This window comes from Photobacterium sp. HL06, assembly GCF_059552575.1.
The window spans coordinates 2,366,796-2,391,496 of sequence record NZ_CM183915.1 but is presented as its reverse complement, the minus strand read 5'-3'; the positions used below and the strand labels follow the sequence as shown (position 1 = coordinate 2,391,496).

General features: G+C 43.8%; 21 protein-coding genes and 2 pseudogenes. 13 read left to right on the top strand and 10 right to left on the bottom strand.

Annotated elements, in window-relative coordinates:
* Positions 1–24: 24 nt before the first annotated feature.
* Both AC51G0_RS28715 and hisC read right to left on the bottom strand, forming a co-directional pair.
* Positions 25–801 carry an ABC transporter substrate-binding protein gene (locus tag AC51G0_RS28715; protein WP_496302943.1) on the bottom strand — a complete coding sequence of 259 codons (777 nt, stop codon included), beginning with the start codon at positions 799–801 and terminating at the stop codon, positions 25–27.
* Between the two features lie 250 nt (positions 802–1,051).
* Positions 1,052–2,155, bottom strand: coding sequence for a histidinol-phosphate transaminase (gene hisC, locus AC51G0_RS28710; protein WP_496302942.1), 1,104 nt, complete (start codon positions 2,153–2,155; stop codon positions 1,052–1,054).
* Positions 2,156–2,333: 178 nt separating this feature from the next.
* On the opposite strand from hisC, the gene AC51G0_RS28705 reads away from it, so the two are divergent.
* Positions 2,334–3,203, top strand: coding sequence for a LysR substrate-binding domain-containing protein (locus AC51G0_RS28705; protein ID WP_496302941.1), 870 nt, complete (start codon positions 2,334–2,336; stop codon positions 3,201–3,203).
* A 124-nt stretch (positions 3,204–3,327) separates the two neighbouring features.
* Entirely contained in the window at positions 3,328–3,483 is a 156-nt protein-coding gene (locus tag AC51G0_RS28700) for a hypothetical protein (protein WP_496302940.1), read from the top strand.
* A 65-nt stretch (positions 3,484–3,548) separates the two neighbouring features.
* Here the strand turns inward: AC51G0_RS28700 and AC51G0_RS28695 are convergent, their stop codons facing one another.
* Positions 3,549–4,388 carry an AraC family transcriptional regulator gene (locus tag AC51G0_RS28695; protein ID WP_496302939.1) on the bottom strand — a complete coding sequence of 280 codons (840 nt, stop codon included), beginning with the start codon at positions 4,386–4,388 and terminating at the stop codon, positions 3,549–3,551.
* 144 nt (positions 4,389–4,532) lie between these two features.
* On the opposite strand from AC51G0_RS28695, the gene AC51G0_RS28690 reads away from it, so the two are divergent.
* Entirely contained in the window at positions 4,533–4,976 is a 444-nt protein-coding gene (locus tag AC51G0_RS28690; RefSeq protein WP_496304242.1) for a YHS domain-containing (seleno)protein, read from the top strand.
* Between the two features lie 67 nt (positions 4,977–5,043).
* Here the strand turns inward: AC51G0_RS28690 and AC51G0_RS28685 are convergent, their stop codons facing one another.
* Positions 5,044–6,108, bottom strand: a complete 1,065-nt coding sequence (locus AC51G0_RS28685; RefSeq protein ID WP_496302938.1) for an ethylbenzene dehydrogenase-related protein — start codon at positions 6,106–6,108, stop codon at positions 5,044–5,046.
* A gap of 208 nt (positions 6,109–6,316) precedes the next feature.
* Between AC51G0_RS28685 and AC51G0_RS28680 the strand changes: the two genes are divergently transcribed.
* Complete coding sequence (locus tag AC51G0_RS28680) at positions 6,317–6,739, top strand: Hsp20/alpha crystallin family protein (RefSeq protein WP_496302937.1); 423 nt, start codon at positions 6,317–6,319, stop codon at positions 6,737–6,739.
* Positions 6,740–6,922: 183 nt separating this feature from the next.
* The gene (locus AC51G0_RS28675) at positions 6,923–7,345 is read left to right on the top strand and encodes a DUF3859 domain-containing protein (RefSeq protein ID WP_496302936.1); all 423 of its coding nucleotides are present in this window, start codon (positions 6,923–6,925) and stop codon (positions 7,343–7,345) included.
* 30 nt (positions 7,346–7,375) lie between these two features.
* Here the strand turns inward: AC51G0_RS28675 and AC51G0_RS28670 are convergent, their stop codons facing one another.
* Both AC51G0_RS28670 and AC51G0_RS28665 read right to left on the bottom strand, forming a co-directional pair.
* Positions 7,376–8,275, bottom strand: a complete 900-nt coding sequence (locus AC51G0_RS28670) for a LysR family transcriptional regulator (protein ID WP_496302935.1) — start codon at positions 8,273–8,275, stop codon at positions 7,376–7,378.
* Positions 8,276–8,509: 234 nt separating this feature from the next.
* Positions 8,510–8,623, bottom strand: a pseudogene (locus AC51G0_RS28665) (transposase); the annotation flags it as partial.
* A 444-nt stretch (positions 8,624–9,067) separates the two neighbouring features.
* Between AC51G0_RS28665 and AC51G0_RS28660 the strand changes: the two are divergent.
* From AC51G0_RS28660 to AC51G0_RS28630, 7 genes are all read left to right on the top strand, one after another.
* Complete coding sequence (locus AC51G0_RS28660; RefSeq protein WP_496302934.1) at positions 9,068–10,321, top strand: carbohydrate porin; 1,254 nt, start codon at positions 9,068–9,070, stop codon at positions 10,319–10,321.
* Positions 10,322–10,350: 29 nt separating this feature from the next.
* Positions 10,351–11,751, top strand: coding sequence for a metal-dependent hydrolase family protein (locus tag AC51G0_RS28655; protein ID WP_496302933.1), 1,401 nt, complete (start codon positions 10,351–10,353; stop codon positions 11,749–11,751).
* A 319-nt stretch (positions 11,752–12,070) separates the two neighbouring features.
* Positions 12,071–12,883, top strand: coding sequence for an aspartate/glutamate racemase family protein (locus AC51G0_RS28650; RefSeq protein WP_496302932.1), 813 nt, complete (start codon positions 12,071–12,073; stop codon positions 12,881–12,883).
* Between the two features lie 15 nt (positions 12,884–12,898).
* On the top strand, positions 12,899–13,951 hold the full coding sequence (locus AC51G0_RS28645) for an FUSC family protein (RefSeq protein WP_496302931.1): 1,053 nt from the start codon (positions 12,899–12,901) through the stop codon (positions 13,949–13,951).
* Complete coding sequence (locus AC51G0_RS28640; protein WP_496302930.1) at positions 13,941–15,209, top strand: carbohydrate porin; 1,269 nt, start codon at positions 13,941–13,943, stop codon at positions 15,207–15,209. Before AC51G0_RS28645 ends, AC51G0_RS28640 begins: the two co-directional genes overlap by 11 nt.
* 447 nt (positions 15,210–15,656) lie before the next feature.
* Positions 15,657–15,854 carry a cytochrome b gene (locus AC51G0_RS28635; protein ID WP_496302929.1) on the top strand — a complete coding sequence of 66 codons (198 nt, stop codon included), beginning with the start codon at positions 15,657–15,659 and terminating at the stop codon, positions 15,852–15,854.
* Between the two features lie 54 nt (positions 15,855–15,908).
* Positions 15,909–16,187 carry a cytochrome b gene (locus AC51G0_RS28630; protein WP_496302928.1) on the top strand — a complete coding sequence of 93 codons (279 nt, stop codon included), beginning with the start codon at positions 15,909–15,911 and terminating at the stop codon, positions 16,185–16,187.
* 277 nt (positions 16,188–16,464) lie between these two features.
* Here AC51G0_RS28630 and AC51G0_RS28625 read toward each other — a convergent pair.
* The 4 genes and pseudogenes from AC51G0_RS28625 to AC51G0_RS28610 all read right to left on the bottom strand — a co-directional run bounded on the left by AC51G0_RS28625 (position 16,465) and on the right by AC51G0_RS28610 (position 22,315).
* A pseudogene (locus AC51G0_RS28625) lies at positions 16,465–17,625 on the bottom strand (IS3 family transposase).
* Between the two features lie 185 nt (positions 17,626–17,810).
* Positions 17,811–19,283, bottom strand: a complete 1,473-nt coding sequence (ltrA, locus tag AC51G0_RS28620) for a group II intron reverse transcriptase/maturase (RefSeq protein ID WP_496302927.1) — start codon at positions 19,281–19,283, stop codon at positions 17,811–17,813.
* A 503-nt stretch (positions 19,284–19,786) separates the two neighbouring features.
* Entirely contained in the window at positions 19,787–21,259 is a 1,473-nt protein-coding gene (gene ltrA / locus AC51G0_RS28615) for a group II intron reverse transcriptase/maturase (RefSeq protein WP_496302926.1), read from the bottom strand.
* An 873-nt stretch (positions 21,260–22,132) separates the two neighbouring features.
* Positions 22,133–22,315 (bottom strand): hypothetical protein, encoded by a 183-nt coding sequence (locus AC51G0_RS28610; RefSeq protein WP_496302925.1) that lies wholly within the window; start codon positions 22,313–22,315, stop codon positions 22,133–22,135.
* A gap of 760 nt (positions 22,316–23,075) precedes the next feature.
* Here AC51G0_RS28610 and AC51G0_RS28605 point away from each other — a divergent pair.
* Positions 23,076–24,614, top strand: a complete 1,539-nt coding sequence (locus tag AC51G0_RS28605) for a hypothetical protein (RefSeq protein WP_496302924.1) — start codon at positions 23,076–23,078, stop codon at positions 24,612–24,614.
* Positions 24,615–24,701 lie beyond the last annotated feature (87 nt).

Sequence of the window (24,701 nt, the reverse complement as noted above, 5' to 3'; positions counted from 1 at the left end):
GAAAGAGAAACAACCCGACCTGTATTATTCGCCGTAGATATCAAAGTTGAAATATTTAGACGCTATTTGGTCATAGGTACCATTTTGACGAATGGTTTTAATCGCCTGATTAAACTTATCAGCCAACTTCTTATCATTGAGGCGAAGTGCAAGTGCTGTACCTTCGCCGATATAGGCGGTATCTGTCACTGCTTCACCAGTAAATACAAACCCGTCGCCACGTTCTTTCTCAAGAAATGCCAATGCCAACTGATCAGAGTTACCAAATACGGTATCTAATCGACCACTTTCAAGATCCAGGTAAACTTCATCCTGGCCGGTATAGCGTTTAATAGTCGCTACGTCACCAAATTTATCAGTAACATAACGGTCGTGGATTGTGCCAAGTTGCACACCAATACTCTTACCCCGTAGGCCGGCTTTGTCAATTGTGACTCCCGAGGATTTCGCAGCAACAAATCGTGCTGGAGTCTGGTAATACTTATCAGTAAACAGCACCCGTTTTTTACGCTCTTCAGTGATCCGCATCGAAGCCATAATCACATCGGATTTACGGGCAAGAAGCGATGGGATCAGCCCATCCCAACTTTGCGTAACCCATTCACATTTTAGCTTCGCTTCTGCACAAAGTGCATCGGCTATTTCAATATCGAAACCTTGCGGTGTACCAGCAGCATCTTTGTAATTAAAAGGAGGATATGTAAAGTCCGATGCAAGTCGAACAGGCTTCTGCTGCGCTGCCTGGGCACTACCGAAACCAACAGTAGCCAGAACAATTCCTAAACTGATAATTTTCTTCATTACAAAATCCCTTTTCTAGTTATATACCCAAACTACCTCAAGATGCTCGTTTCAGCGAGAATGACTGGGCTGGTAAGCAAGGCGTTGATTTGAAAACATAGTGGCTCTACGTTAAAAAGCAGCAACACAGCATACCAGCCCAGTCAACTCGCCCTTTGGGAGTGATTCAGCAAGCCCATTTCTATGTCAAATAACGCCGAAAGGGGCCACCATTCCTGCCGCTATTTTCCTTGAACTGGACATGCTGATATCACTCTGAATCCTGCATCTTGAGGTAGTTTGGGTATACCTTTAACGCATTTAAGGTTTCGAGCATACTGCTTTTTGAACCTATTGAAATTCGGACACAATTCGCTAATGCTGGCTCATGGGCCTGATTACGCGTCACAATTCCCTTGTTGAGCAAATAGGTATAGATACAGTCTGTGGCTGTAAACCGGATCAAAACAAAGTTTGTTGCCGAAACGTAGACCTGATTAACAATAGACAGGTGCTGTACTTCGTTAGCAAACCACTCCCGGGTTGAGATGAGTTCATCTGACTGCGTCCGCATCTTATTGATCCCATCATCTTCCAACGCCCGAAGTGCTATTTCCGCGACTGGGTCAGCTATCGGATAAGGCGCTATTAGCCTTGAGATATATTCCATGACACTGCTATCGGCCAGTAAGAAACCACAGCGAATAGCAGCTAGACCAAAAGCTTTAGAGAGCGTTCGAATCACCACTAAGTTTGGGTACTGCTCAATCAGCCTAATTACACTGGTTTCCGGAGCAAATTCAATATAGGCCTCATCAACCACTACCAAGGTTGACTCTTTACTTGCCTCAAGCAATGAAATGATATCGGCCTGATCAATCACATTGCCAGTCGGATTGTTCGGAGAGCAAAGGAACAAGATTTTGGCCTCGATCAATCGCGCTTTAATTGCAGCCATGTCTAGCTGAAAATCATTTAACAGTGGTACTTTTACAGCCTCAACAGCAATTGAGTCCGCGCAAAACTCATACATTGCATAGGTAGGCGGACAAATTATTACTTTATCGGCTCCAGGCTGGCAAAACGTTCTGATCAACAAATCAATCGCTTCATCTGCGCCGCGAACCGCCACGGACTCACACTCCAAAGTCTCCCCCGTACCTCGGCAATACTCCAGGTAGGCACTGGCAATATCCTGAGGTAAAAAATCCGGATATCGGTGATACTCCCCGTCCCTAGCATCATAACGACAACTACTTTCGAGCTCATTGGCGTTCAACCATAAATGCCCGTTACCGCCAATTCGGCGGGCTGACTGATAAGGCATGAGTTTTTGTACTGCCTCTGGTGCTAAGCGTGATGCTAATGAATTCACCTGCAATCTCCAACCATTGAATATCCCCTTAAACTCAATCGCCAATACCGCATTTAAATGCAGAGTATTAACATTTATAGTCCACCAGCTTTCTTTTCTTGATTATATGCAGAGCTAGCTTGAAATCAGAATCGAAATATCGGCATACTAGCCATGAGAAAATTGCATGGCTGGAACTATGAACAATCGCACTCCGACAATGAAAGAGCTACAGTCTTTTTTGGTAACCGCTCAGCAGCTAAACTTTACGGCAGCAGCCCAGATCCTGAACCTCACCCAGGGCGCTGTCAGCCGCCAAATTATTAGCCTTGAAGAGCGATTAAAAGTCAGGTTATTTAATAGACATGCACGCGGTCTGACGCTAACAAGTAAAGGCCATGAATTTCTTCCACTTGTTGAGCATGCAGTGGACCAGATCCACCGTGCTGTCGATCAGGTATCTAATGACAAGCGACAAATAAAGCTAAAAGCCCCAAGTTGCATCACCTCATGGTTGCTTCCAAAGCTAATGTCGTTTCAGCAAGAATACCCTGATATTGACGTCGAGCTGACTTCTGCCATCAAACACAATGTGAATTTTGCAACCGAGTTTTTTGATGCGGCTATCTGCTACGGTAATCATCCGCAGCAAACAGAGCTCAGCACCCACCTGTTATTTGATGAGTATTTATCGCCAATGTGCTCACCCAACCTGCTTGGTAGCAACACTGGTACGCTCGAAGCCAACGACATGGTGAATTTCACCTGGCTTCATGCCACTCCTCAGAAAAGTGATTGGAAGCTGTGGCTAGAAGATTGCGGTAATAAGCTCGTTACAAGCGAGCAAGACCAGCATTTTGCCACCCTTGATTTAGCGGTGAGTGCTGCTATTCAGGGGTTTGGGATTGCCGTGGGTGATATTACATTAGCCAAGCAAGATCTGGATTCTGGTCGTTTGATAATGCCAAACCCGAATACGGTAGCCTCAGGAAATGGCTATTACTTGGTCAGGCCGAGAAACATTCAGAACCCATCTCTGGATTTGCTTTTTGAATGGTTAATTAAATGATGGAGCGACGCCCCTCAAAAGCAACATAACAACATTGAAGTTGCACATTACACGGTAAGAAAGCTATCAGCGACTAAGCTTATAGAGTGTTAAACCCTGTAACAAATAACACTAAGGTTGGACTATGTTCGATTGGCTCAAAAATATTTTTTCTCCCAAACCAGAAGATGCAACTGACAATCTGGTAGAAAAACAGACAGATGAACAGGAAATACGTGATAGCACTAAACAGGAGGATCTAACCCGGCGCTCCTCTTCTGATACTGACAATGAGCAATAAGGTTACATTGTAACTTGGCAATGATGGAGGCTGGGCAGGCACGAGCCCTAACCAGCCCAGCTTCCTCATGACCTCTTTTTGTTTGACAAAGACATCAGCCACTGCTTTGGTGATACACCTGTTTTCTTTCGAAATGCGCGGGAAAAACCAGAGGTATTGCTATAGCCCACCTCATCGGCAACCAGGCTAATTGGCACCCCTTTCTTAAGTAAACTTTGTGCAATACTCATTTTCCAGCCGAGGATATAATCTCCGGGCGGGACTCCCAAAACATCCCGAAAAGTTTCAATAAAGGTCGTACGGGACATCGCCGCCTGCTGGGCCAATACCGCTAGAGAGTCTGACAACCTGGGGTTTTGGTGAATAGCTAAAAGCACCGGTGCAAGTTTAGGATGGCTCAATCCTGCTAGCATTCCTTGCTTGACAACGCCTTGCGTAACTAGCTCACGCATCAACATAACAATCAATACTTCGGTTAACCTATCCATCACCAAGGTTCGACCATGCCTGTTATCATGGACCTCTTCAAACAGGCTACTTACCACCCCCATCAACCCAGGACACCGTGACAGCGGTAACAGCACCATCTCGGGTAACGCATTGGCAACCGGATTATTGGTACCTACTCCATAGGTTATTTCAGCACAAACAACCTCCGCCCGGTCTTCCTCAGCGGCTAGCAAGCGATGAGCAGTAGGTTGCGGGAAAAATAACAAGCATGGCTCCGTTAGTTGTATTTTCTCACGCCCAGCCTTCACAACGGTTAATTTCCCGGTTTTTAGTAGGTGGAGGTGGCCAACAGCGCCACGGTTCGAGTCAAACTGTGACACCCCACATAACTGACCTGAATAAAACACACCTGCTGATACTGAAAATCTGTTCAGTATTTCTGATAACGGATCCATGCAATAACTCCGTACGATTGGTATCAAAAACTGAATGATAGTATCTCAAAAGGCCGGATATTGCGTATACATTTAAACCATTGCCAACCGGTAATTCGAAAACGGAGATACACAATGAGCACGTTCATCCAAATCCTACGTCATATGGCGATGGTTACTGCATTTGTTTTTTCAACTACCGTTTTTAGTGCCGACATTGATGTTAGCGCTGACAATAATGACTTAGCGATTAAAGGGTATGATCCTGTCGCCTATTTTACCGATAACCAAGCCGTCAAGGGTAACAGTGAATTCACTGCAGCCTACAAAAATGCGATTTATCACTTCAGCAATGCAGATCACCGTGATGCTTTTAAAGCTGAGCCGGAGAAATACGCACCACAGTATGGTGGCTATTGTGCCTTTGGTGTGGCTATGGAGAAAAAGTTTGAAACCGATCCTGAGGCATGGAAGATTGTTGACGGCAAACTGTATTTGAACCTGGATAAAAGCGTACAAAAACGCTGGCTAGAAGATGTCCCTGGCTATATCAAAACTGCCAACACTAATTGGATTACGATTAAAACGGTTGAAGCTGACAAACTATAACGCCAGCGTACCATCAGTTATAGGTAAAGCTCCGGCAGCTTGCCGGAGCATGCTGGTTACTTTTCAGCTACTGTTCAAACTTCATCTTAAGGACACGGTAGCTGAATAGGTGGTTAATTTGGGAGTTATCAAACACAGACACGCCAAAGTGATATGTTTTCGACAAATCAGAAAATTGAACATCTTCCACGTTGGCATTCTCACCCTTTGTTACACGCTTACGTTTAAGCTCCAACATCCATTTGCCATCTTTCCATACCGCTTTTGCACTGATATCGCCACGTGATCCTGTAAATGGGTTAACCAAGATAGATGCCATGCGATGGCCTGGCTTAAAGGTATCAAAAAATAGTACCTGATCATCAGGGCCAACAGCATAGCTGTCGGTATCATTCCACATACGGGTTCCCATGGCAGGTGCTAGCTTATCATCCGTTATATTATCTTTGTATCCGCCACCCGTTTTATGATCGCCCTTTCGACCCCAGTTTTTGTTAACCATAGGATCAATTGTTGAATCAACAAACTGATCATCGAATTGTCCTGTCAGCCCTGTTCGCACCGCTTTCCAGTGCCACATATCGATAGTCTCTCCCTGTCGAGGGGTAAACTTCCTACCCGCAGAAGTCTGCTCGACATCTGCGACCTTACCCCCTTCATCAGCCATATGGCAGGCAATATCACACCCTTTCTTATCAAACCCTCTGGTATTTATATTCCAATAAATACTGGCTTTATCCTCATAATAGGTATTTTCATGGCCAGTCTGATCGGCGTTCATCAGGCGTTTCCATGTGTTATCTTGTTGCTTTTCCCAAGGAAAACGCGACAGGCTCTTAGTAGGATCATCCCACTGCATAAAAAAGTAGACAAAGTTATCATCGTAAAGTGATTGAATTGCAAAATTTGTTTCGAGGATACCTTCATACTGACTCGGCTTATAAGGCGTATTATCCAACACTAATGTCAATGGGGCAGCTTTCAGCCAGACACTCTCTGCAACACCATCTAATTCAATAGACTCTCCTGTTTTATAGCTAATCAACGTATCCGCAGCCAAAGCCGACATAGACGTAAACAAGCTCAGAGCGATCCATATAGGCTTAGCTGTATAACTGAGATGCGTGCTCATTTTTCTTCTCCATCCGCTTATGCACCACTACTCAATAAATGTAGTGCAACAAGCCAATAAAGTAGAAAAACAAACTGTTTTACTGAGTTAAGGGATTTCATACTAATGGCGATTTGATTCATATCAACAACATACTACTTTCAACTTTAAGCTCATCAAAATCGACTACACTAATACTGCATCTAAATATGACCTATAGGAGGCAATTATGAGCTTGGTCCCACGCGATCCCTGGTTCGATATCACTCAACTGTTTGACCATGCCTTTCCTACCCTAAGGCATAAGTTTGATGTGGAGTCATTCTCACCAAGAATTGATATCGTCGAAAAAGAAGAAAGCTTCGAAATCACCGCCGATCTTCCTGGTGTCCGAAAGGAAGATATTTCAGTTCAAATTAACAGTGGCAACCTTACTATCGAAGCCACAACATCAAGAAACGAAGAACAGAAAGAAGGCGATAAGGTGATTCGCAAAGAAAGATACGAAGGTAAGCTAATGCGAAGCTTCTATCTTGGGCATAACCTAAAGCAAGAAGACATCAGTGCTTCATTCACTGATGGCGTTTTAAAAGTGGAAGTGCCTAAAATTGAGCCATCTCATCCTGCCAGCGCAAGAATAGAAGTTAAATAGCCGACTTTCGATTCAATATAGTTACCCCGTCACCTAAAAGGCTGATCTCATTATCAGCCTTTTTGTTGTACTGATATTTGTTGTACTTATTAAGACTAAATACCCAAGCTACTTACATGCTTAAACTTCAGTATCAGTTACGATATGATAGCCTCATACCTCGAACACATTGAAACCGATCCTATGGCTAAAGCAAAACCTGTTGTCAGCATTGAAACTTATGGTATTCACACCACTTGGGATGCTGAATCTAAACACCTTCCCAAAATCAAAACCTTCACTACTGATGTTCCTGCTGAGGTTGATATAGAGTTTGGCTTTACTATCAATATCAAGAAAGCCCGTGGTGAAAAGATCCGCTACTGCATCTACCACCCAAACATTACTGATGACAGCGGTGAAGTCATGGAGCCTTTTGACGGCGAGCTACATGTACGTACCAATGACTGGGATTTCTATCTCGGCGATACAATTTGGGAGCCTATCTCAAACAAAATTGGGGACTGGCGGATGACTATCGAGATGCGCGGGAAGGTGATCGCTGAGAAAACCTTCAATGTCTATGCGCGTGATGAGGCTGAGTTCTGGAAGCGGCGTGGTTTTTAAAGGGCTGTTACAGGCTATAAATTCATATACCTACTTATATAATGCGCTTTCAGACAATTTCTGTTTCATAAAATCAACGAAACAACGAACCTTAAGCGGCACATAGCGATTTTGCGGGTAAATTGCATTAAATGGTAAGGTCTGTCCCGAAAAGTCAGCCATTACCTGCTTTAGCCTGCCTGATTTTAGGTGTTCGCTAACCATCCAAATTGGCAGCTGGACGAGTCCTATTCCGGCTAGCGCCACTTCCATTAGCACATCACCGTTATCGCTTTGAAAGTTGCCGTTGACCGGTACCGAAAACTCCTTTCCCTCCCGGCTAAAATGCCATACGTTAATCGATTTGAGCATCGAAAACACCAGGCAATTATGCCGTTTCAGATCCGCAGGCTCCCTGGGTTCACCATGCTGGGCCAGGTAATCAGGTGAGGCCAGAACCATCATAGGGTTATCAAACAGGTGCCTAGCTATCAGGGACGAATCTTCCAATTTCCTCGCCCGAATTGCCACATCGACCCCCTCACTGATCAGATCCACATGCCTGTCACTCAGGGCTAAGTCCACTTTGATTTCCGGATAGAGGGCAAAAAATTCAGCTATTAGCGGAGCTATCACCAAACGGCCGAACGCAACCGGGGCCGCAATCCGGATAACGCCCTGTGGTGAAGCCACCTCCGAACGCGCCCTGGCCTCAGCTTCATCTAACTCGCTTAAAATAGCCACGCATTGTTCATAGTACTCGGCGCCGACAGGCGTCAATGCATGGTCCCGGCTGCTGCGGGTTAACAGCTTAACGCCGAGCTTTTTCTCCAACGCCGCTACCTTCTTGCTGATCGTGGTCTGAGTAGTATTCATCTCCCGGCCTGTTGCAGAAAAACTACCGGTTTGCACTACCCGAACAAACGCTCGCATTGCACTTAGCTGATCCATGAGTTGCCTCAATTATTCCCAATACGCATAATTGGTGGTCATGCTAGCACAGTTTTAGCCCTATTTATTAGTATCTATCATTCCTTTCGTCGTTATCTACAGCCATGAACAAGTCGTCTGGCTTGTTTGGTGCAGGAAACTATGAGCTTCCCGTCCCAAACGGACGCAATGACTACATCGCACACTTAGTACTTTAGGAGAGCCGTTATTAAAAGCTATAGCTCTCTCTTTTTAGATTAATAGACAGTAATTCTGCATCACATGAAATCGGTCGAAGACAATGTCTGCATTGGGCAATGTTTTCCTGACTACCGGTTGATAGGGTTGCCCCATGTCCATTGAAACCGCCTATCTCGACGGCACCGAACTAATACAGACTGAGAGTCTTCCTCTACTGAACAAGACTCTACACATTGGCCACTAAAGCTAAAGAGCGTGGAAGATAATGATGGCAAGGTATCTTACTGACTTACAAGGTAAAGAGACATTGTAAATCAAAGTGTTAATCATGATTTTTTTGTATATACCAACTCATGCAAGCGGAGAAAAGCCCATTTTCTAATGTCTTTTTTGAGCATGATACAAGAGAAGAGCGTACCACTTCCTGCAGTTGGCTTCCTCTTCTACACCTTACCATGAGAATCGCAATTATTATCTTCAATCGGGCTTAAGATAAAAAACTCTGAAATTAGCCAAAAGCGACTAAAGTTCTTATATGCATTTTCTGTTGTTAGCTTTCAAGTTCAAATACTTGATTTGTTATTCAATCAATGTGTATAGGTATAATTAGTCATGGGGCGAAAAAACGTTGTTAGAACAAAAAGATGTGGATTCCCATATATTTTTACTGCTGTGTTTTTGGGAATGCTAAGTGCTAATGCTATTGCTGATGAAGCGATAGTATACCGTTTTGGTGCGCCCAGTTCCGTAGAAAATTCCTTGGCCGACGAAAATCACTATGAACGTATTGAACAGTGGTTAACTGAACTCCAGGAAGAAAGTAATTTATCATTAGGTATTGATTACTATGCGCTTGGCCTTTACGCAACGGATGCTTCTGAAGAGGGAGAAGATTTTGCAAGCAGCGGTGTTTTTCGTTTTTTCGGTAATTGGCAACTATTAAATCCAGACCAAGCTAATGCTGGCTCCGTAATTTGGAAACTCGAACATCGTCATAAATATAGCGACATCTCTCCAAAATCATTTGGAATAGGTCAGTTAGGTTACGTTGGTCTCATTGCCCCTGCCTATAATGATGAAGATCTCCGCCTTACTAATTTATTCTGGAAGCAAGCCTTTGAAAACGGTTCATCTAGTCTAATGATGGGGTTTCTGGATGTGACCGATTATATCGATACATATGCACTAGCTAGCCCTTGGAATGGATTTTTGAACTTAGCGTTTAGTACAGGTTCTGCAGCCATGCCCCTGCCGAGCGATGCTGCATTAGGTATAGCTTATGGCGTCTTGCTGAATGACAATTGGTATGCCGTGGCAGGTCTCGCAGACACCAATGCGCAAGCAGATGATCCTTTCGAAGGACTTGATTCATTTTTCAATGATAACCAATACCTCTATACATTTGAGCTAGGTTTTACACCGAGCCAAGACCGCATTTATCTCGACAACAACCATGTAACGATTTGGTATTCAGACGCAAGTGAAATTCAAGGTAACCCAGATAGCAGTATGGGCTTCACCTTCTCATTGTCGCGTATGTTGAACGATGGCTGGATGCCATTTGTTCGTGGAGGTTACACAGACGGAATAGGCAGCTTGCTGGAACAATCGGTAAGCCTAGGTGTGGGCAAGTTTGGCTTGTGGGGTGAAAACAACCAATTGGGTATGGCCGTAAATTATGGCAAGCCTAATGAAGAGACACTTGTTCCCGAACTCAACGACCAATACACAGCCGAACTGTTCTATCAATATCAGCTCAGTCCAAGTTTTGCACTTACGCCGGATATTCAATACATCAAAAAACCAGCACTGAGTTCAGAAAGCTCTACATGGGTTTTTGGCCTCCGCGCCAAGTTTAACTTGTAGGTAAATCGATATAAATCAAAGGTATGTATATGTTTAAGATACACTTAAAGACCTGTGTTGTCGCACTGTATACAATCGGTGTACTCATAAGTACAACACTCTGTGCAGAAGAAAAAAAGGTAAATAAAGTATTGTTCCAAGATGTCAAAGTATTTGATGGTAAAACGGACAAATTGTACGAAGCACAAGACGTGCTAGTTATTGGAAACAAAATCAATAAAATTGGCAAGTCGCTGAGCATCGACAAAGATACGCTGGTGGTAAAAGGGCAAGGTAAAACATTAATGCCAGGCTTAATTGATGGCCATGCGCATATAATGATCAATGCCCACTTCGATACTGTTGAAAAGAACATGGATTTAACTGATATCAGTTATCGGGCAACCGTGGTTGCCGAGCGTTTTCTTATGGATGGTTTCACTTCTGTACGCGACATGGGAGGCCCAGCATTTGGCTTGATGCGGAATATCGACAACGGCATGATAGTGGGGCCTCGTATCTATCCATCAGGAGGCTTTATCTCTCAAACATCTGGACACGGTGACTTCCGAGACCGTGCAGATGCTGGCTTCTCAATAAATGATGCGGGCGATCTGTCAAACTTCGAACGCTTCGGTATTGGCAACATTGCAAACGGTGTTCCGGAAGTGTTGGCGGCTACTCGTTTGAATCTTCGAAACGGTGCCACTCAAATTAAAATTATGGCCGGAGGTGGAGGTTCAAGCCGATTTGACCCGATTGACACAACTCAATTCAGTAAAGAAGAAGTGTGTGTGATCGTAGAAGCTGCTGCCGACTGGGGCACGTATGTGGCAGCTCATGTGTTTAATGACCGTTCGGTCGCTCGACTGATAGATTGTGGTGTTAAAACTTTTGAGCATGCTTTTTTTATTAGTGATGACACCATGAAGCGTATCGCCGTCGAAGGCGGGTTTGTAGTACCGCAAATGTGGGGTATTTCGCCGGACTTAGCCAAAAACCCATTAATGCCTGCAGACAAGATCCCGATGGTGAAGGCTCTGGGCGAACAATATGCAGATGTTGGTAAGCGATTAATTAAAAACAAAGTTAAAGTTGTTTTTGCCTCTGATTATGTGGGCAGTTTTTCTGATGCGGAGCGTGCTCGTCGCTATGAGATTTGGTGGCGCACACAAGTATTTGATAGTAATTTTGAAGTACTTAAACAATTAACATCGACTGCTGGAGAAATGTTGGCACTATCTGGTCCTCGTAATCCAGCCAAAGGTAAGTTGGGCGTGGTAGAAGAAGGTGCATTAGCTGATCTTATATTAGTAGATGGTAACCCACTTGAAGATATATCAGTTATTGGTGGTAATACTGCTTGGTTTGACGCAGCCCCTGAATATAAAGAAATAACCACGATCAATGTGGTAATGAAAAATGGTGTTATTTATCGCAACACTCTGTAATTGTTATATTTGATATGGTTAATAACTGGTCTTAGTGCCAGTTATTAACTTTTGCCAAGAAGCTGCAAGGTAAAGGCAATGATCTTATCCTTTACGATTACCTCGTCCAGTGTATGAAAGAGATGGCCAAGCCTGAACCAGATATTGAATCACTTCTTCCCTGGAACTTCTCACATTAATATTGCGCCCGTGGGATCATGGGGCGCATACTTAGCGTCTTAGGTTTGTGACTCGAATTACTTCGTTTTCTTACATGAGATTATGGCCTGTCTATAATTTTATGGCTGCTTTGTCTTCATAACAAGCTGGAGATTGATGTATGAGTGATACAAAAGATATGTGGGAAAGCCGACAGAATACGGACCTCTACACTTGTTCGACAGGCTATACCGATAAAGATGTATTGTCTTGGCCAGATCGTGGAGCCACTGGTTTCAGCTTGGGTATCATTGAATTAACAGTGAATATCGGATTTGCGCCGGGAAATATCAATAACGCTTCAACATTTAACTTCCCAGTACGTTATGAGTCACTTGGTGAAGTCGATCCTATGTGGGTTGTTTCCGTTGAACCACACCCTGAAATAATTAAGCGTAGTATCGAAGCGGCGAAAAAACTCGAACATTACGGCTGTAGAGCGGTAATGGGCAACTGCGGATTCTTTGGTAATTACCAACCTCAAGTTGCAGCTGAACTCCAAGTACCTTTCTTCGGATCCAGCCTTCTGCAAATACCGAGTGTACTTGCGAGTATGGGACCAAATAAGAAAGTAGGTGTACTTACTGCAGATGGTTCAAAATTGAAACAAGCTCCGGCTCTTGAATATTGTGGTGTCACTGACCTTGATCGAGTTGTTATTTATGGGGTCGAAAATGAGCCTGAGGCAGTCAATATATTAAGTACTTCAGGTCATCTAAATCTGGCTAACCTAGAGCGTGATCTTGTCGATATTGCAAAAAAAATGGTAGCTGAGAATCCTGATGTCGGTGCCATTGTTCTGGAGTGCTCTGAGTTTCCACCTCATGCCCATGCTATTCAAAATGCTGTTAGAAGGCCGGTTTGGGGCTTCACCACCATGGCCTACTGGATTCACAATGGATTAATCCGTAAGCCATTTTCTGGATGGATGTAGCGTGGTTTTGTAAAGATGAATAGCAATCATTCCAAAGACACTAATCGCTTTTTTAACTTCAAATGGGACGCTTTTAATGCTCCTGCAGGTATCAAATATGTGCTTGGCGTCATTGCTGTTTACGTGCTAGGTGGGTGGCTGAACTTTCCCTGGTTCACCGCCGGTGTCTGTGCACTTCTAGTATGGCTCACAGATGTACCGGGCTCTCGTAAGGATCGTGTGCTCGGTATGCTAGCCTTTGGTCTCCTCGGCATACTGCTTACGTTCTTTTATCATTTCTTCAATGGCAGCCTCGTAGTTCACCTCATTATCATATTCACGATAACATTTGCAGGAACTATGGTAATGATTAACGGCTCGCGAAGCTTTATGGTGGGATGGTGTGCGATATATTGGTTTCTACTAGTCCCGCTGTTCAGTGACCTTGAAGCAGGCCCGTCTGCAACTGTTATAAGCTTGGTTGTGGGTACAGCTGTAGTCATTAGTCTTACGCTACTAGGAGGCCTGTTTGGCCGTCAAGCTAAAGAGCCCTCAGCAGTATCTGTTGCCGATAAAGAGGGTCCTGATACCGGTTTTGTTATCGGGTATTCATTGACACTCGCGATCACGATGGTGATCGGCCTGTGGATTGGCAGTTTATGGTTAGAAACGGATCCCACCTTGGTTGCTAATGCAGCATTTATGGTTATTGGCATGAGTTCCCGGCAGACATGGACCGCAGGTATTGAAAGGGCAACCGGTGCGATATTAGGCATCATCTTCGGCTTTTATCTATTTCAATTAGTCACCGATGACCTCATAGTCTTCGCGCTTGGTGTTGGACTATCATTCCTTTGTATGGCCCTCATGAATGTGAATCCTGCTGCTTTCATCTTTTTCTTCCTGACCTACATGTCTCATAGCTGGGTATCACAAGGGCTGGAACAGGCCAATCTTATTGCTAATGAGCGTATCTTGGCGGAAGTAGTGGGAGTAGTGCTCGCTGGATTTGCGGTAAATACCCTAATATGGTGGGCCAAGGGAAGGCGCGTTACAGCGTATGTCACGGGTCAACAGAGTGGAATTTAACACAATGGCGAAATACTGTGTGAGTACGCTGATATTGGCTTTGTCTGCTGTAGTTCAGGCATCAACACTTGCTCCGAATATTGCTGATGAAAAACACGTTTTACTGGGTGGTCCAACTGATATCAGGCAAAGCGTAGTGAACAATGACCGCGCCAAAGAACCTGCATTTGTACTACCCCATTTCGACGACGTAATTACACCATGGCTTGAGTGGCGTAGGCAACTGGCCGACGAATGGGACTTCCGGATTGGTACTGATTATCAGCTACTTACTCAGTGGGCAGATGATAGCCTAGGTGAAACTCAGGCAGCAGGTGGTGTCTTCCGGTTCTTCGGAGATTGGACCATCCTGGGAAAAGGGACTGATCACCCAGGCTCAATCGTTTTTAAGGCAGAGCATAGGCATCGGATTGGTTCAGGTATTGCACCAGAGCAACTAGGGGGGGAACTCGGATATGTCGGCATTGTCGGAACCGGTTACGGAGATTTCGGGTTAGGTGTCACTGATACCTATTGGAAACAGCAGTTTCTCGGCAAACGACCCGTTGAATTACGACTAGGACGCTTAGCCCCGACCGCCTATCTCGACGGTACGCTCACCTCTGACCCTTATGCAACTTTCATGAATTTCTCCCTGATGTACACGCCAACAATAGCCTACCCTGCTGATGGTTCTTTAGGTGCCGCGTTATGGGTAGGACTTGCAGATAAACTGTATATACTCGGCACCGTACTGGACGCCAACTCCTCGACGACAAGCTCGGGATTGAACTCAATAGACGAGGGGGAATTTTTCACGGCCATCGAATTTGGCTGGGCAAATCGGGGAGCAACTAGCTCATTTATAGACAATATACATATGACTGCGTGGCGATCAGACGAGCGAACGAAAATGGACGTTCCAGAAAGTAAGGGAATTGGACTCACTGCTTCGTGGCTTTTTGGTAATGATCGATGGGGGCCATTTGTGCGTATTGGCTGGTCCGATGGTGGTGCAGCACTGATGGAGAGGTCGATCGCAGGCGGTTTTGCTATGAATTTCACAGAGCGCTCTGATCTGATTGGTATCGGCATTAGTCGAGGTGAACCGTTTAGCGTGGGATCTAAAACTCAGTATTCCACTGAGCTTTTTTATCGATGGCAACTTGCTCAGAATCTTGCCATTACACCTGACGTTCAGTATATTCACAACCCCGCTTTAAACCAGAACAATTCAAGCATTTTTGTCTGGGGACTTCGATTTCGTCTGAGTTTATAAGCTTGGACTTGTCTAGGAAGCGAGGCTAACCATTGTTGACCATCTCTCTGTTAAAAATTTCGCCATAGGCACATGGACTCAAAGTGCCCGCAGTTGACATCCAAGACTATACCGTAATAATTATTAACAAGGCGCTTGATTGTAGGTGTATTCATATTCACCAAAATCGAGCAACACAGTAGTTGAGCCTTTTTACGCATCCAAGAAATTATTCTTTGTAGTTCAAACGGAGCTTCTAAAACAAACCGTTTGAACTAACACTTTAAAGAAATACGCTACAGCACCTTCACCGAGCTTTCAGTTAAGCTGACATCGACATAATCTCAGGAGATTTCCCCGGTAACTCTGTTACCTATATAAACAGTATTAAATTTCCGCCCCTCCTATACTCTATGCAGATGTTCTCTCTCGAAAAGTTTCGGCCAAACGTCAGGAGAAAATGTAACAATGACGCTCAAAAATACAGCTCAAAACTACGGCTCAATTGCCAAGTGGCTCCACTGGTTAACAGCCCTTTTATTTCTTGGCTCTTATTGCACTGTTTACTATCGCCATTGGTTTACAGAAGAAAAAAACCGAAAACTGGACAGCACTTCAATTACACCTTTCTATTGGCGTTACCATCGCAGTGATTGTGGCACTTAAGTTCATTTGGCGGCACATCTCGGTCATTATACGCTCTATGCCATAATGGTGATTATGCCTGTCACTGGGTATCTTAGCACAGGCGCAAATACCGAATATTTCTTTTTGTTTGAGATAGCAAAATTTGAAGATACCTCAGTGTTCACCGCTTTAATACGTGAAGGGCTCGGGATCACATTTGAAGAATTTGAAAAGCCTATTGATTTTATACATAAAAACCTGGGGGCGTGGGTCGTCTGGGTACTCATTTTCGGTCATGCCCTGGCCGCACTATATCACCATTACGTCAAAAAAGACCGGACGCTGCAGAAGATGACATTCGACAAGCGCTAATCTGAACTTCCAATAAGAGATGTGTATAGGAATGTTAAAGCAAAAAGAGTCCTGCCTTGTGGTTAATACCAAACTGATTAGCTGTATTAGTATGATTACCGAGGGACTTTGTCACTTCTGAATACGTGTTAGGTACACAGAGAATTACTGATCAAGTAGATCCGCCAATTTCCCTTGGTAATTAGTTATAGCGACAAAGTCCCTTGGTAGTTAAGTACGACAAAGTCCCCTGGTGTTCACACTTCCCCCTGTTCCGAGCAAACACACCTTATAGTGGTCAACCATTTCCGGACAGTAAATTAGTTTGATTCTCAGCTTTTGCCGGTGGAATGCCTCCGTTGTATTTATGAGGCCGTTCCCAGTTGTAATAGCCCATCAGGTAATGGCTGATATCTCTCGATGCTTCGGCCTTTGTCATATACCCCATAGCCGGAACCCATTCCGTTTTCAGGCTTCGGAATAAGCGTTCCATTGGCAGTATCCCAGCAATTTCCCCTGCGGCTCATACTTTGGCTTATTCGATAACGCCACAGCCGTTGGCGAAAGCTCCGACTGCCATATTGGGAACCTTGATCTGAGTGAAAGAGAACACCTTTGGGTTTCCCTCGTAGCTCATAAGCTCTGTCCAATGCGCTCACAACCAGCGCTGCATCGGGATGTTCAGATAACGCCCAACCCACAACACATCGAGTATATAGGTCGAGAACAACAGCCAGATAACACCATTTTGAGCCCGCCCAGATGTAGGTGATGTCTCCGCACCAGACCTGATTCGGCGCACTAACATCGAACTCTCGGTTCAGTTGGTTCGGGATATCTGGCCGTTCATGAGCAGCCTGTTTATATTTGTGTGCGCCGGGTTGTTTACTGGTAAGCCCGGCCTCTTTCATTAGCCGCCGAACTTTAAATCGGCCGATACTGTAACCTTTATCACGCATCAACATCATAAGTGAGCGACTTCCCGCGGAGCCTCGACTCGCTGTAAAAAGTCGTTTGACCTCGCAGTGTAATTCAACGCGTTCAGCGTCTATATCACGGTGGCGTTGTCGGTACTCATAATAGCTTGAGGGTGAGATGCCGAAAACGGTGCAGACCAATTCAACTGGCTCTTGCTCTCTTAACTGGTCTATCAGCGAATACGTTCTATCTCGTCCGCCATCAAAAGAGCTGTAGCCTTTTTTAATATCGACTTTTCCCGCTCAAGGCGGTTAATACGAGCTTCTAGCTCCTGAATTTTTTGTTGTTCTGGAGTGAGCGCTTTACTCGATGGCGTTTGACCACCTCGCTCCTGTTTTAACTGATTAACCCATCGACGAAGGACATTTTCACTCACATCCAGAGAGCGAGAAGCCTCAGAAACGGTATAGCCCTGGTCCAGAACCAGATTGGCAGCTTCAAGTTTAAATTCAGCAGAAAAAGTACGACGTTGTTTTGTCATTGAACACCTCTAAAACTAGGCGGTAACTTTACCACCTAAAATGGTGTCCGGGATCATTAAACCACTACACCTCTGTCGGGTGGACGACACTTGTTACCAAGTGCCGTCTCCCTAAGAACCCAGCGTGCAACTTTCACTGCACTAGGCTCAAGCCTCCACTAAAGCATCGTTTGATACCCAGCAACTTATAAAGCAGTCAGAGCAGGATCGTTCCAAGAGTTGCGAGCTAGCCTTTTGGACTTTCTCTTCGCCAAGTATTCTAGGTATTGAGGGTCGAATGGTGTTGCCGCACTTCGGATTTTCACATGCCTTTCTATTGGTACTTTGGCGATTTGGAAGAGATTGAACTGGCAATCCATATCCATGATCTTCTGCCAACCGTGAAATTGCCATTGGCCTTTTCGATTGATGAAGTATTTAAGGGCGATCCAAGTTTTAGATTTTGTTGGATGACGCCTTTTAGCCCAGTGCCATAACGCATGAAATAGTTTGTGGCCTACATATCCGAATACCTGTTTCGCGACGCAGTGTCGATAGTAATTCGACCATCCCCTGAGTTTCGGATTTATCAGTTTGATAAGATCATTTACTGGAAGGGTTACGTGCTTTTTGATGAGTTCACGCAGATTACTTAAGAACATCAACGTATTGGATTTGCTCGGCTTAATGAGCAGTTTTCCTTTGTACTTCCTATGATTAAAACCAAGAAAGTCAAAGCCATCGTTGATGTGAGTGATGTGCGTTTTCTCTTCGGATAGTGTTAGGCCTCTTTCCGCTAAGAAATCAGCGATCAACGGTTTGATATCGTTCTCCAGCACTTCCTTTGAAGCGCAAGTGACGACGAAATCGTCGGCGTATCCAATAAAGTTGGCTCTAGCACCTTTTTTGAGTGCAATAGACTTTATGCGTTGTTCAAGCCCAGCGAGAGTCATTAGCATCAAGGTTGGAGATATGATCCCTCCTTGTGGTGTTCCCTCGTCGGTGCGATAAAACAGCCCTTTGTCCATAAAACCAGACTTTAACCATTGTTCCAACATTCGCTTGTCTACAGCGATATTATCAAGAAGCCATTGATGGCCGATCTTGTCGAAACAGGCTTTGATATCTCCCTCGAGTACCCATTGGGCTGATTTCTTTAGAGCCAAACATTTGAAGCACTGATCGACTGCGTCAGCAGTGCTGCGGTTTGATCTAAACCCATAGCTGTTAGGGTCGGCAAGTGTTTCTGACACTGGCTCTAGTGCAAGAAGGTGGAGCGCTTGCTGCGCCCTGTCAATCAGGCACGGGATACCCAGCGGTCGAAGCTTGCCATTCTTTTTGGGGATGTAAATACGCTTGAGCGGTTTGGCTCTGTATGCCTTTCTGCTCAATTGATTGACTGCTTTCATGCGGCGTGCATCTGTGTTCCAGATGACACCGTCTATTCCTGGCGTTTTACTGCCTTTGTTTTGCGACACTCGTTTAACAGCAAGAAGTTTTGCTGAACGAGAGTGCGTTAGTAACCATTGCAAGGCTTTCGCCTTGCCGTGTTTACCTTCTCTCGTTGCCTTTGCGATACGCATCTGAAGCTTTAATACATGCGACTCAACGGATTTCCAGTCGATTGACTGCCATTGAGCGCTGTCAGGAGAGGCACTAATCTCTTTTGAAATCATCATTTGCGTTTCTCCTTGAATGAAGTTCTTCAAATTCTCTCGCAACGGGAAACCAGTCGGAAGTGGGCGCACTTTCGTGTTCAGACAGAAGTCTGTATCTGCATCGTTACAATGCAACCTTTGCTTTCTCCGACCTCCTATACCTGCATTACTATCGGCTATGTAGGCTTTCCCAGAGGGAGTGATACCGGCTTACCGTGTTCCGTATGTCGCGCAATGTCAGGGTAGATGCCCGCTATGGTGCGGAGAGTTCAATGATCACGAAAGAGCATGGGGCAATCTCTTTCCGACTCTCGTGCCTTTTGGCTACAGCGTATTAACCACTTCCGCTGTTCATAGATTAACGCGCCTTACGCAGGTTCACATATGTTCATCATACTGACTACCTAGCACTCGTCGGGTGGACGACACTTGTTACCAAGTGCCGTCTCCCTAAGAACCGTACGTGCAACTTTCACTGCATACGGCTCAAGCCTCCACAAAGGCATCGTTGGATACCCAGCAACTTATAAAGCAGTAAGAACAGGATCGTACCAAGAGTTGCGGCTTTGCTTCTTCGGTTTCCTCTTAGCCAAATACTCTTGGAATTGAGGGTCGAAAGGCGTAGCCGCACTTCGGATCTTCACATGTCTTTTTATTGGCGTTTGAGCAATTTGAACAAGGTTAAACTGGCAATCAATGTTCGCTATTTTCTGCCAACCGTGAAACTGCCATTGACCTTTGCGATTGATAAAATATTTGAGAGCGATCCACCGCTTCCCTTTGGTAGGGTGGCGTCTCACAGCCCATCGCCAAAGCGTCTGGAATAGTCTGCTGTGAACATAGTTGAAAGTTTGTTTGGCTACACAATGACGATAATAGTTCGCCCAACCTCTCAGTTTAGGATTCATCATTTTGATGAGGTTATTAACTGGTATGGTTTCATGCTTCTTAATGAGTTCACGCATGTTACTTAAAAATAATAGAACATTGGATTTACTCGGCTTGATGAGTAGTTTCCCGTTGTACTTTCTTAGATTAAAACCAAGAAAGTCGAACCCATTATTAATGTGACTGACATGCGTTTTCTCTTCAGATAGTGTTAAGCCCCTCTCTTCTAAAAACCTAGCAATAAGCGGTTTGATTTCATACATCAGAACTTCCTTCGAAGCGCCAGTGACTATAAAATCATCTGCGTATCCAATAAAGTTGACTCTACATCCCTTCTTGCGAGCAGTGGATTTGATGATTTGTTCAAGCCCTGCAAGTGTTAGTAACATCAGGGTCGGAGAGATAATCCCGCCTTGGGGTGTACCTTCATCAGTTCTATAGAACAAACCTTTATCCATAAATCCAGATTTTAGCCATTGATCCAACATTAGCTTATCTACTGGAATATTCTCTTTAAGCCATTGATGTCCTATTTTGTCAAAACAGGCTTTGATATCCCCCTCAAGGATCCATTGATTAGACTTTTTGTGGCTCAAACATATGAAGCATTGGGCGATGGCATCTGCCGTGCTTCTGTTAGGGCGAAAGCCGTAGCTATTTGGGTCAGCGAGAGTTTCAGATATCGGTTCCAATGCTAGAAGGTAAAGAGCTTGTTGAGCTCTATCAATCATGCAGGGAATACCAAGGGGTCTGAGCTTGCCGTTTTTCTTGGGAATATAGATACGCTTGAGTGGTTTAGCTTGATAAGCCTTGCGACTCAATTGATTAACTGCTTTCATGCGGCGTGCATCTGTGTTCCAGATGACACCATCTATTCCAGGCGTTTTACTGCCTTTATTTTGAGATACTCGTTTAACAGCAAGAAGTTTTGCTGAACGAGAGTGGGTCAGTATCCACTGTAATGCTTTCGCTTTACCGCGTTTACCTTCTCTAGTTGCCTTTGCAATACGCATTTGAAGCTTCAATACACTTGTTTCAACGGCACTCCAATTAATGGATTGCCATTGAGCACTGTCAGGAGAGGCACTAATTTCAGTTGAAATCATCATTTGCATTTCACCTTGAATGAAGTTCTTCAAACTCTTTTGCAATGGGAGACCAGTTGGAAGTGGGCTCACTTTCGTGCCAGACATTTGTCTGTATCTGCATCGTTACAATGCAGCGTTCGCTTTCTCCAACCTCCTATACCTACACCGCTATCGGCCGCGAAGGCTTTCCCAAAGGGAGCGATATAGGCTTACCATGTTCCGTATGTTACGCAATGTCAGGGTAGACGCCTGCTATAGTGCGAGGAGCATAACGATCACGAAAGGGTAATCGGGTAACTCCTTTCCTGCTCCCGTGCCTTTTGGCCACAGCGTGTTAACCACTTCCGCTGCTTCCACAGTAACGCACCTTGCACAGATTCACTTGTGTTCGTCATACTGACTACCTAGCACTCACCCGATTTATGTGGTTATCAGGAGAATCAACCTCTCACGATTTAGATCCCGAACGGTATGATCCCCGTTCTTCGTTACATTGTCAGAGCCGCTACTTTATTCAGGCTCCTAGGTTCATCTGGTGATACAGATGGTTCACTCGTTGAGCGGTGAACAGCGCTTCATACGACTTCATGTCGCACACCCGATTTGTGGTTATCAGGAGGGTCGTCGTCTCACGATTTAGACCCCGATTGGCCTGTGGCCTATCTTCGTTACATTGTCAGAGCCGCTACTTTATTCAGGCTCCTAGGTTCATCTGGTGATACAGATGGTTCACTCGTTAAGCGGTGAACAGCGCTTCATACGACTTCACGTCGCACGCCCCAAAACCATTTAGAGCCAAAGCTCACTCACATGCTGTTCATGTGATTTTACGATACATTTCTAATCGTGCTTGTCGGTTTAGAACACAACACTAAGGTCGTTAGTGACAGGCTTTCATTCATGGAGCATTGTATGGGAATATTGTTTAATATCGATTTTTCTTTTCTTCTTTCTTTTTTTCTTTTGGTTATGCTCAGCTATTTTTTTCTCGAAGAATTTAGTCATAGTTAAGCCATAGCGCTTTTTTATAAAATAAGCGATGATAGCTAAAATAATGAATCCTAATATCGTACCCATAGATTTCCCCTTGATATATGGAATCTTTTCAAAACATTAGGGAGATTTGAAGTGCTCATTATGCCCATTACGGTAAACTCATAGATTAGGCATCAAAACTGGCTTCTCAACGCCTCTGCGCTTAAACATTTGCTATTACTCTCAATACCAGAAATCGAACAATAAGTATGTGATCAGATTTAACTCGAACACTCAATAATGCCCCTTTCAGTGTTAACGTATTTACTCAGTAGCAGATCGCGCCAGCCGATTTTCCATACTTTCTCTCATGACTCTGATGCAAGGTTAGGAATGGTATTCGCTAAAAAGCGTCAGAAGCTACTCAATAAGAATGCTGGATTGCTAGGTAGGTAATTTGGTTGGCACTTGGCACATAAATGAAAAGCTGCCATGTGTGGCGTACTCGTTATAACTGCTTGTATATACAGTTATAATTGAAGTCCATTGAATTTTTCTTCTTTCTCGGAATTATCGAGACAAGGATTGCATTTTTGTTTAGCATGCTTATCTCTATCCAATTGATAATAAAGGGGTTATTCATGGTTCTTGACATATACTAGGTCGCGTTAAATTAAAATACTTAGTTTGCCAGAATCCATTAAATGCTTACCCGTACTATTTGGTGATTTAACCCATTGAAAAAACGTATTTTTTGTGGCTATAGTGTACGCAAAGAACCTGTGCGGTAGCTGCGTAAAAAGGAGCATGCTGCCTAATACACTGTTACGTGTATCGCAAAGTATATGATTGAAGAGTTTCTATGGATAAAAGACAGTTTCAGATCATTAAACAATATGTAGGCATTAAGCTTTTAAACTACATTCTGAATACCAATGATGAGATTACACAGGAATTGGATTTTGACAGATTTCAATTTTCTGTTGAGCAAACAAATGTGTTGGATGATTTAGCAAGCAAAATTCAGCAGTGCCGTATTCAATTTGTCGTGCAAGGAGGTTATGGAGACGGAGTAGATTTTTATTTAAGATCACTTAAAGATGGAAATCGAAGCCTTTTTAATATTTATAGAGAAATTTGCGGTGGTGAATTTCCCGTCATTGAGACCGAGGATCGAGTACTAAAATTTCTTGTTGATATTGCCATAATAGAATATCCGAATTTTCTTGTGAAATCATCAACACAATCTCCAAATCATCAGTACAGCATTAATTCAGGGTTAGCGGAATATAATGATTTTATAGAACTGATAAAAAATGATTCTCTAAATGCTATAACAAATGAAAAAGATGAGTTGGAATATGCATTTGTATTTATTACCGAAGATGGCTTGGAATTCTACACACAAATGTGCGGGGCATGTAGCCTAATACTAAGTCGTGCATTTCATAACGCTTGTAATAAAATTAATTATTCTCTTGAAGGCTTCATCTCTGAAATTGAAACAAGTTTAGATATCCTAAGAAATCTTGCAGAAGGAAATGAAGTTGAATATTCGAGCTTTGTGGGAATTAAAGGGCTTAGCTTAGATGGATTTAGCTCAATCGATTTTGGTAATGCTTGCTTAAGTCAAATTGATGATATCTCAAATCCGAGCATGCATACAAACAGGCTGGTTACTACACATACAGGCGAAGATGGTCGCTATCTAAGTGGAAATATTCTAGAAGTTAAGCACAAGACTAAAGTCTCAAAACTAGAATCTTCCTGCAATAGGAATATGTCGAAAGAAGTCTATGATCAACAAGATAAATGCGTTGATGCGCTAAAGTTTTCAATTATTTTCTCTACTTTAGAAGACCGTGGGGTTAGTACATCTTTCTCAGAAAATGGATTCCCATTGGTACAGCCTGGCAATTATTCACATGGTAGTGAACAAGCAAGAAACTATATTCAGATTAGTCAGGGGAAAGTGGAAACTATTTGCGATTGGTTTAAGGATCTTTCTGAACTTAATATGATGCCAATCAAGGTGCCAATGAAAAGAATTAAGTATGCGATTTTTGAAAGGCATCAAGCTGAGGATGCAATCATTGCTTGGGAAGGAATCTTTAGCGAAGCATTTGAAACCACATTTAAAGTAACTGGAAGCATTTCTAAATATTTATCTGAGCCAGAAAATAGAGAAGTATTTTTCCAACGACTGAAAAAGTTGTACGGCCTTAGAAGTGATATCGTTCATGGTAAAAACAGCAAATTAATCGAAAGAGAAGATATTGAAGCATTGAGAACAGAGGTTATTAAAATCGGTATAGATTGCTTAATTAAGCTGATAAGAGATGAAGAGTTATTTTCACTAAGCCCAGCAGAAAGAGTTAAGAAGTTGATGGTTATGGGTTAGCGAACAAAAAACACGTAACAAGGCGGCTATGTCGGACAAATTTTCCGCTGCGCTCAAAATTTGCCGCAGAGCGCGGCGTTATGCTTA

Bases quoted from the DNA above. Each gene is read 5' to 3' on its own strand.
- AC51G0_RS28635 (WP_496302929.1), top strand. From the start codon at position 15,657: ATGACGCTCAAAAATACAGCTCAAAACTACGGCTCAATTGCCAAGTGG.
- AC51G0_RS28695 (WP_496302939.1), bottom strand. From the start codon at position 4,388: ATGGATCCGTTATCAGAAATACTGAACAGATTTTCAGTATCAGCAGGT.
- AC51G0_RS28630 (WP_496302928.1), top strand. From the start codon at position 15,909: ATGCCTGTCACTGGGTATCTTAGCACAGGCGCAAATACCGAATATTTC.
- ltrA (WP_496302926.1), bottom strand. From the start codon at position 21,259: ATGATGATTTCAACTGAAATTAGTGCCTCTCCTGACAGTGCTCAATGG.
- AC51G0_RS28645 (WP_496302931.1), top strand. From the start codon at position 12,899: ATGAATAGCAATCATTCCAAAGACACTAATCGCTTTTTTAACTTCAAA.
- AC51G0_RS28605 (WP_496302924.1), top strand. From the start codon at position 23,076: ATGGATAAAAGACAGTTTCAGATCATTAAACAATATGTAGGCATTAAG.
- AC51G0_RS28705 (WP_496302941.1), top strand. From the start codon at position 2,334: ATGAACAATCGCACTCCGACAATGAAAGAGCTACAGTCTTTTTTGGTA.
- AC51G0_RS28685 (WP_496302938.1), bottom strand. From the start codon at position 6,108: ATGAGCACGCATCTCAGTTATACAGCTAAGCCTATATGGATCGCTCTG.
- AC51G0_RS28700 (WP_496302940.1), top strand. From the start codon at position 3,328: ATGTTCGATTGGCTCAAAAATATTTTTTCTCCCAAACCAGAAGATGCA.
- AC51G0_RS28650 (WP_496302932.1), top strand. From the start codon at position 12,071: ATGAGTGATACAAAAGATATGTGGGAAAGCCGACAGAATACGGACCTC.
- AC51G0_RS28675 (WP_496302936.1), top strand. From the start codon at position 6,923: ATGGCTAAAGCAAAACCTGTTGTCAGCATTGAAACTTATGGTATTCAC.
- AC51G0_RS28690 (WP_496304242.1), top strand. From the start codon at position 4,533: ATGGCGATGGTTACTGCATTTGTTTTTTCAACTACCGTTTTTAGTGCC.
- AC51G0_RS28680 (WP_496302937.1), top strand. From the start codon at position 6,317: ATGAGCTTGGTCCCACGCGATCCCTGGTTCGATATCACTCAACTGTTT.
- AC51G0_RS28670 (WP_496302935.1), bottom strand. From the start codon at position 8,275: ATGGATCAGCTAAGTGCAATGCGAGCGTTTGTTCGGGTAGTGCAAACC.
- AC51G0_RS28655 (WP_496302933.1), top strand. From the start codon at position 10,351: ATGTTTAAGATACACTTAAAGACCTGTGTTGTCGCACTGTATACAATC.
- ltrA (WP_496302927.1), bottom strand. From the start codon at position 19,283: ATGATGATTTCAAAAGAGATTAGTGCCTCTCCTGACAGCGCTCAATGG.
- AC51G0_RS28660 (WP_496302934.1), top strand. From the start codon at position 9,068: ATGGGGCGAAAAAACGTTGTTAGAACAAAAAGATGTGGATTCCCATAT.
- AC51G0_RS28610 (WP_496302925.1), bottom strand. From the start codon at position 22,315: ATGGGTACGATATTAGGATTCATTATTTTAGCTATCATCGCTTATTTT.
- AC51G0_RS28715 (WP_496302943.1), bottom strand. From the start codon at position 801: ATGAAGAAAATTATCAGTTTAGGAATTGTTCTGGCTACTGTTGGTTTC.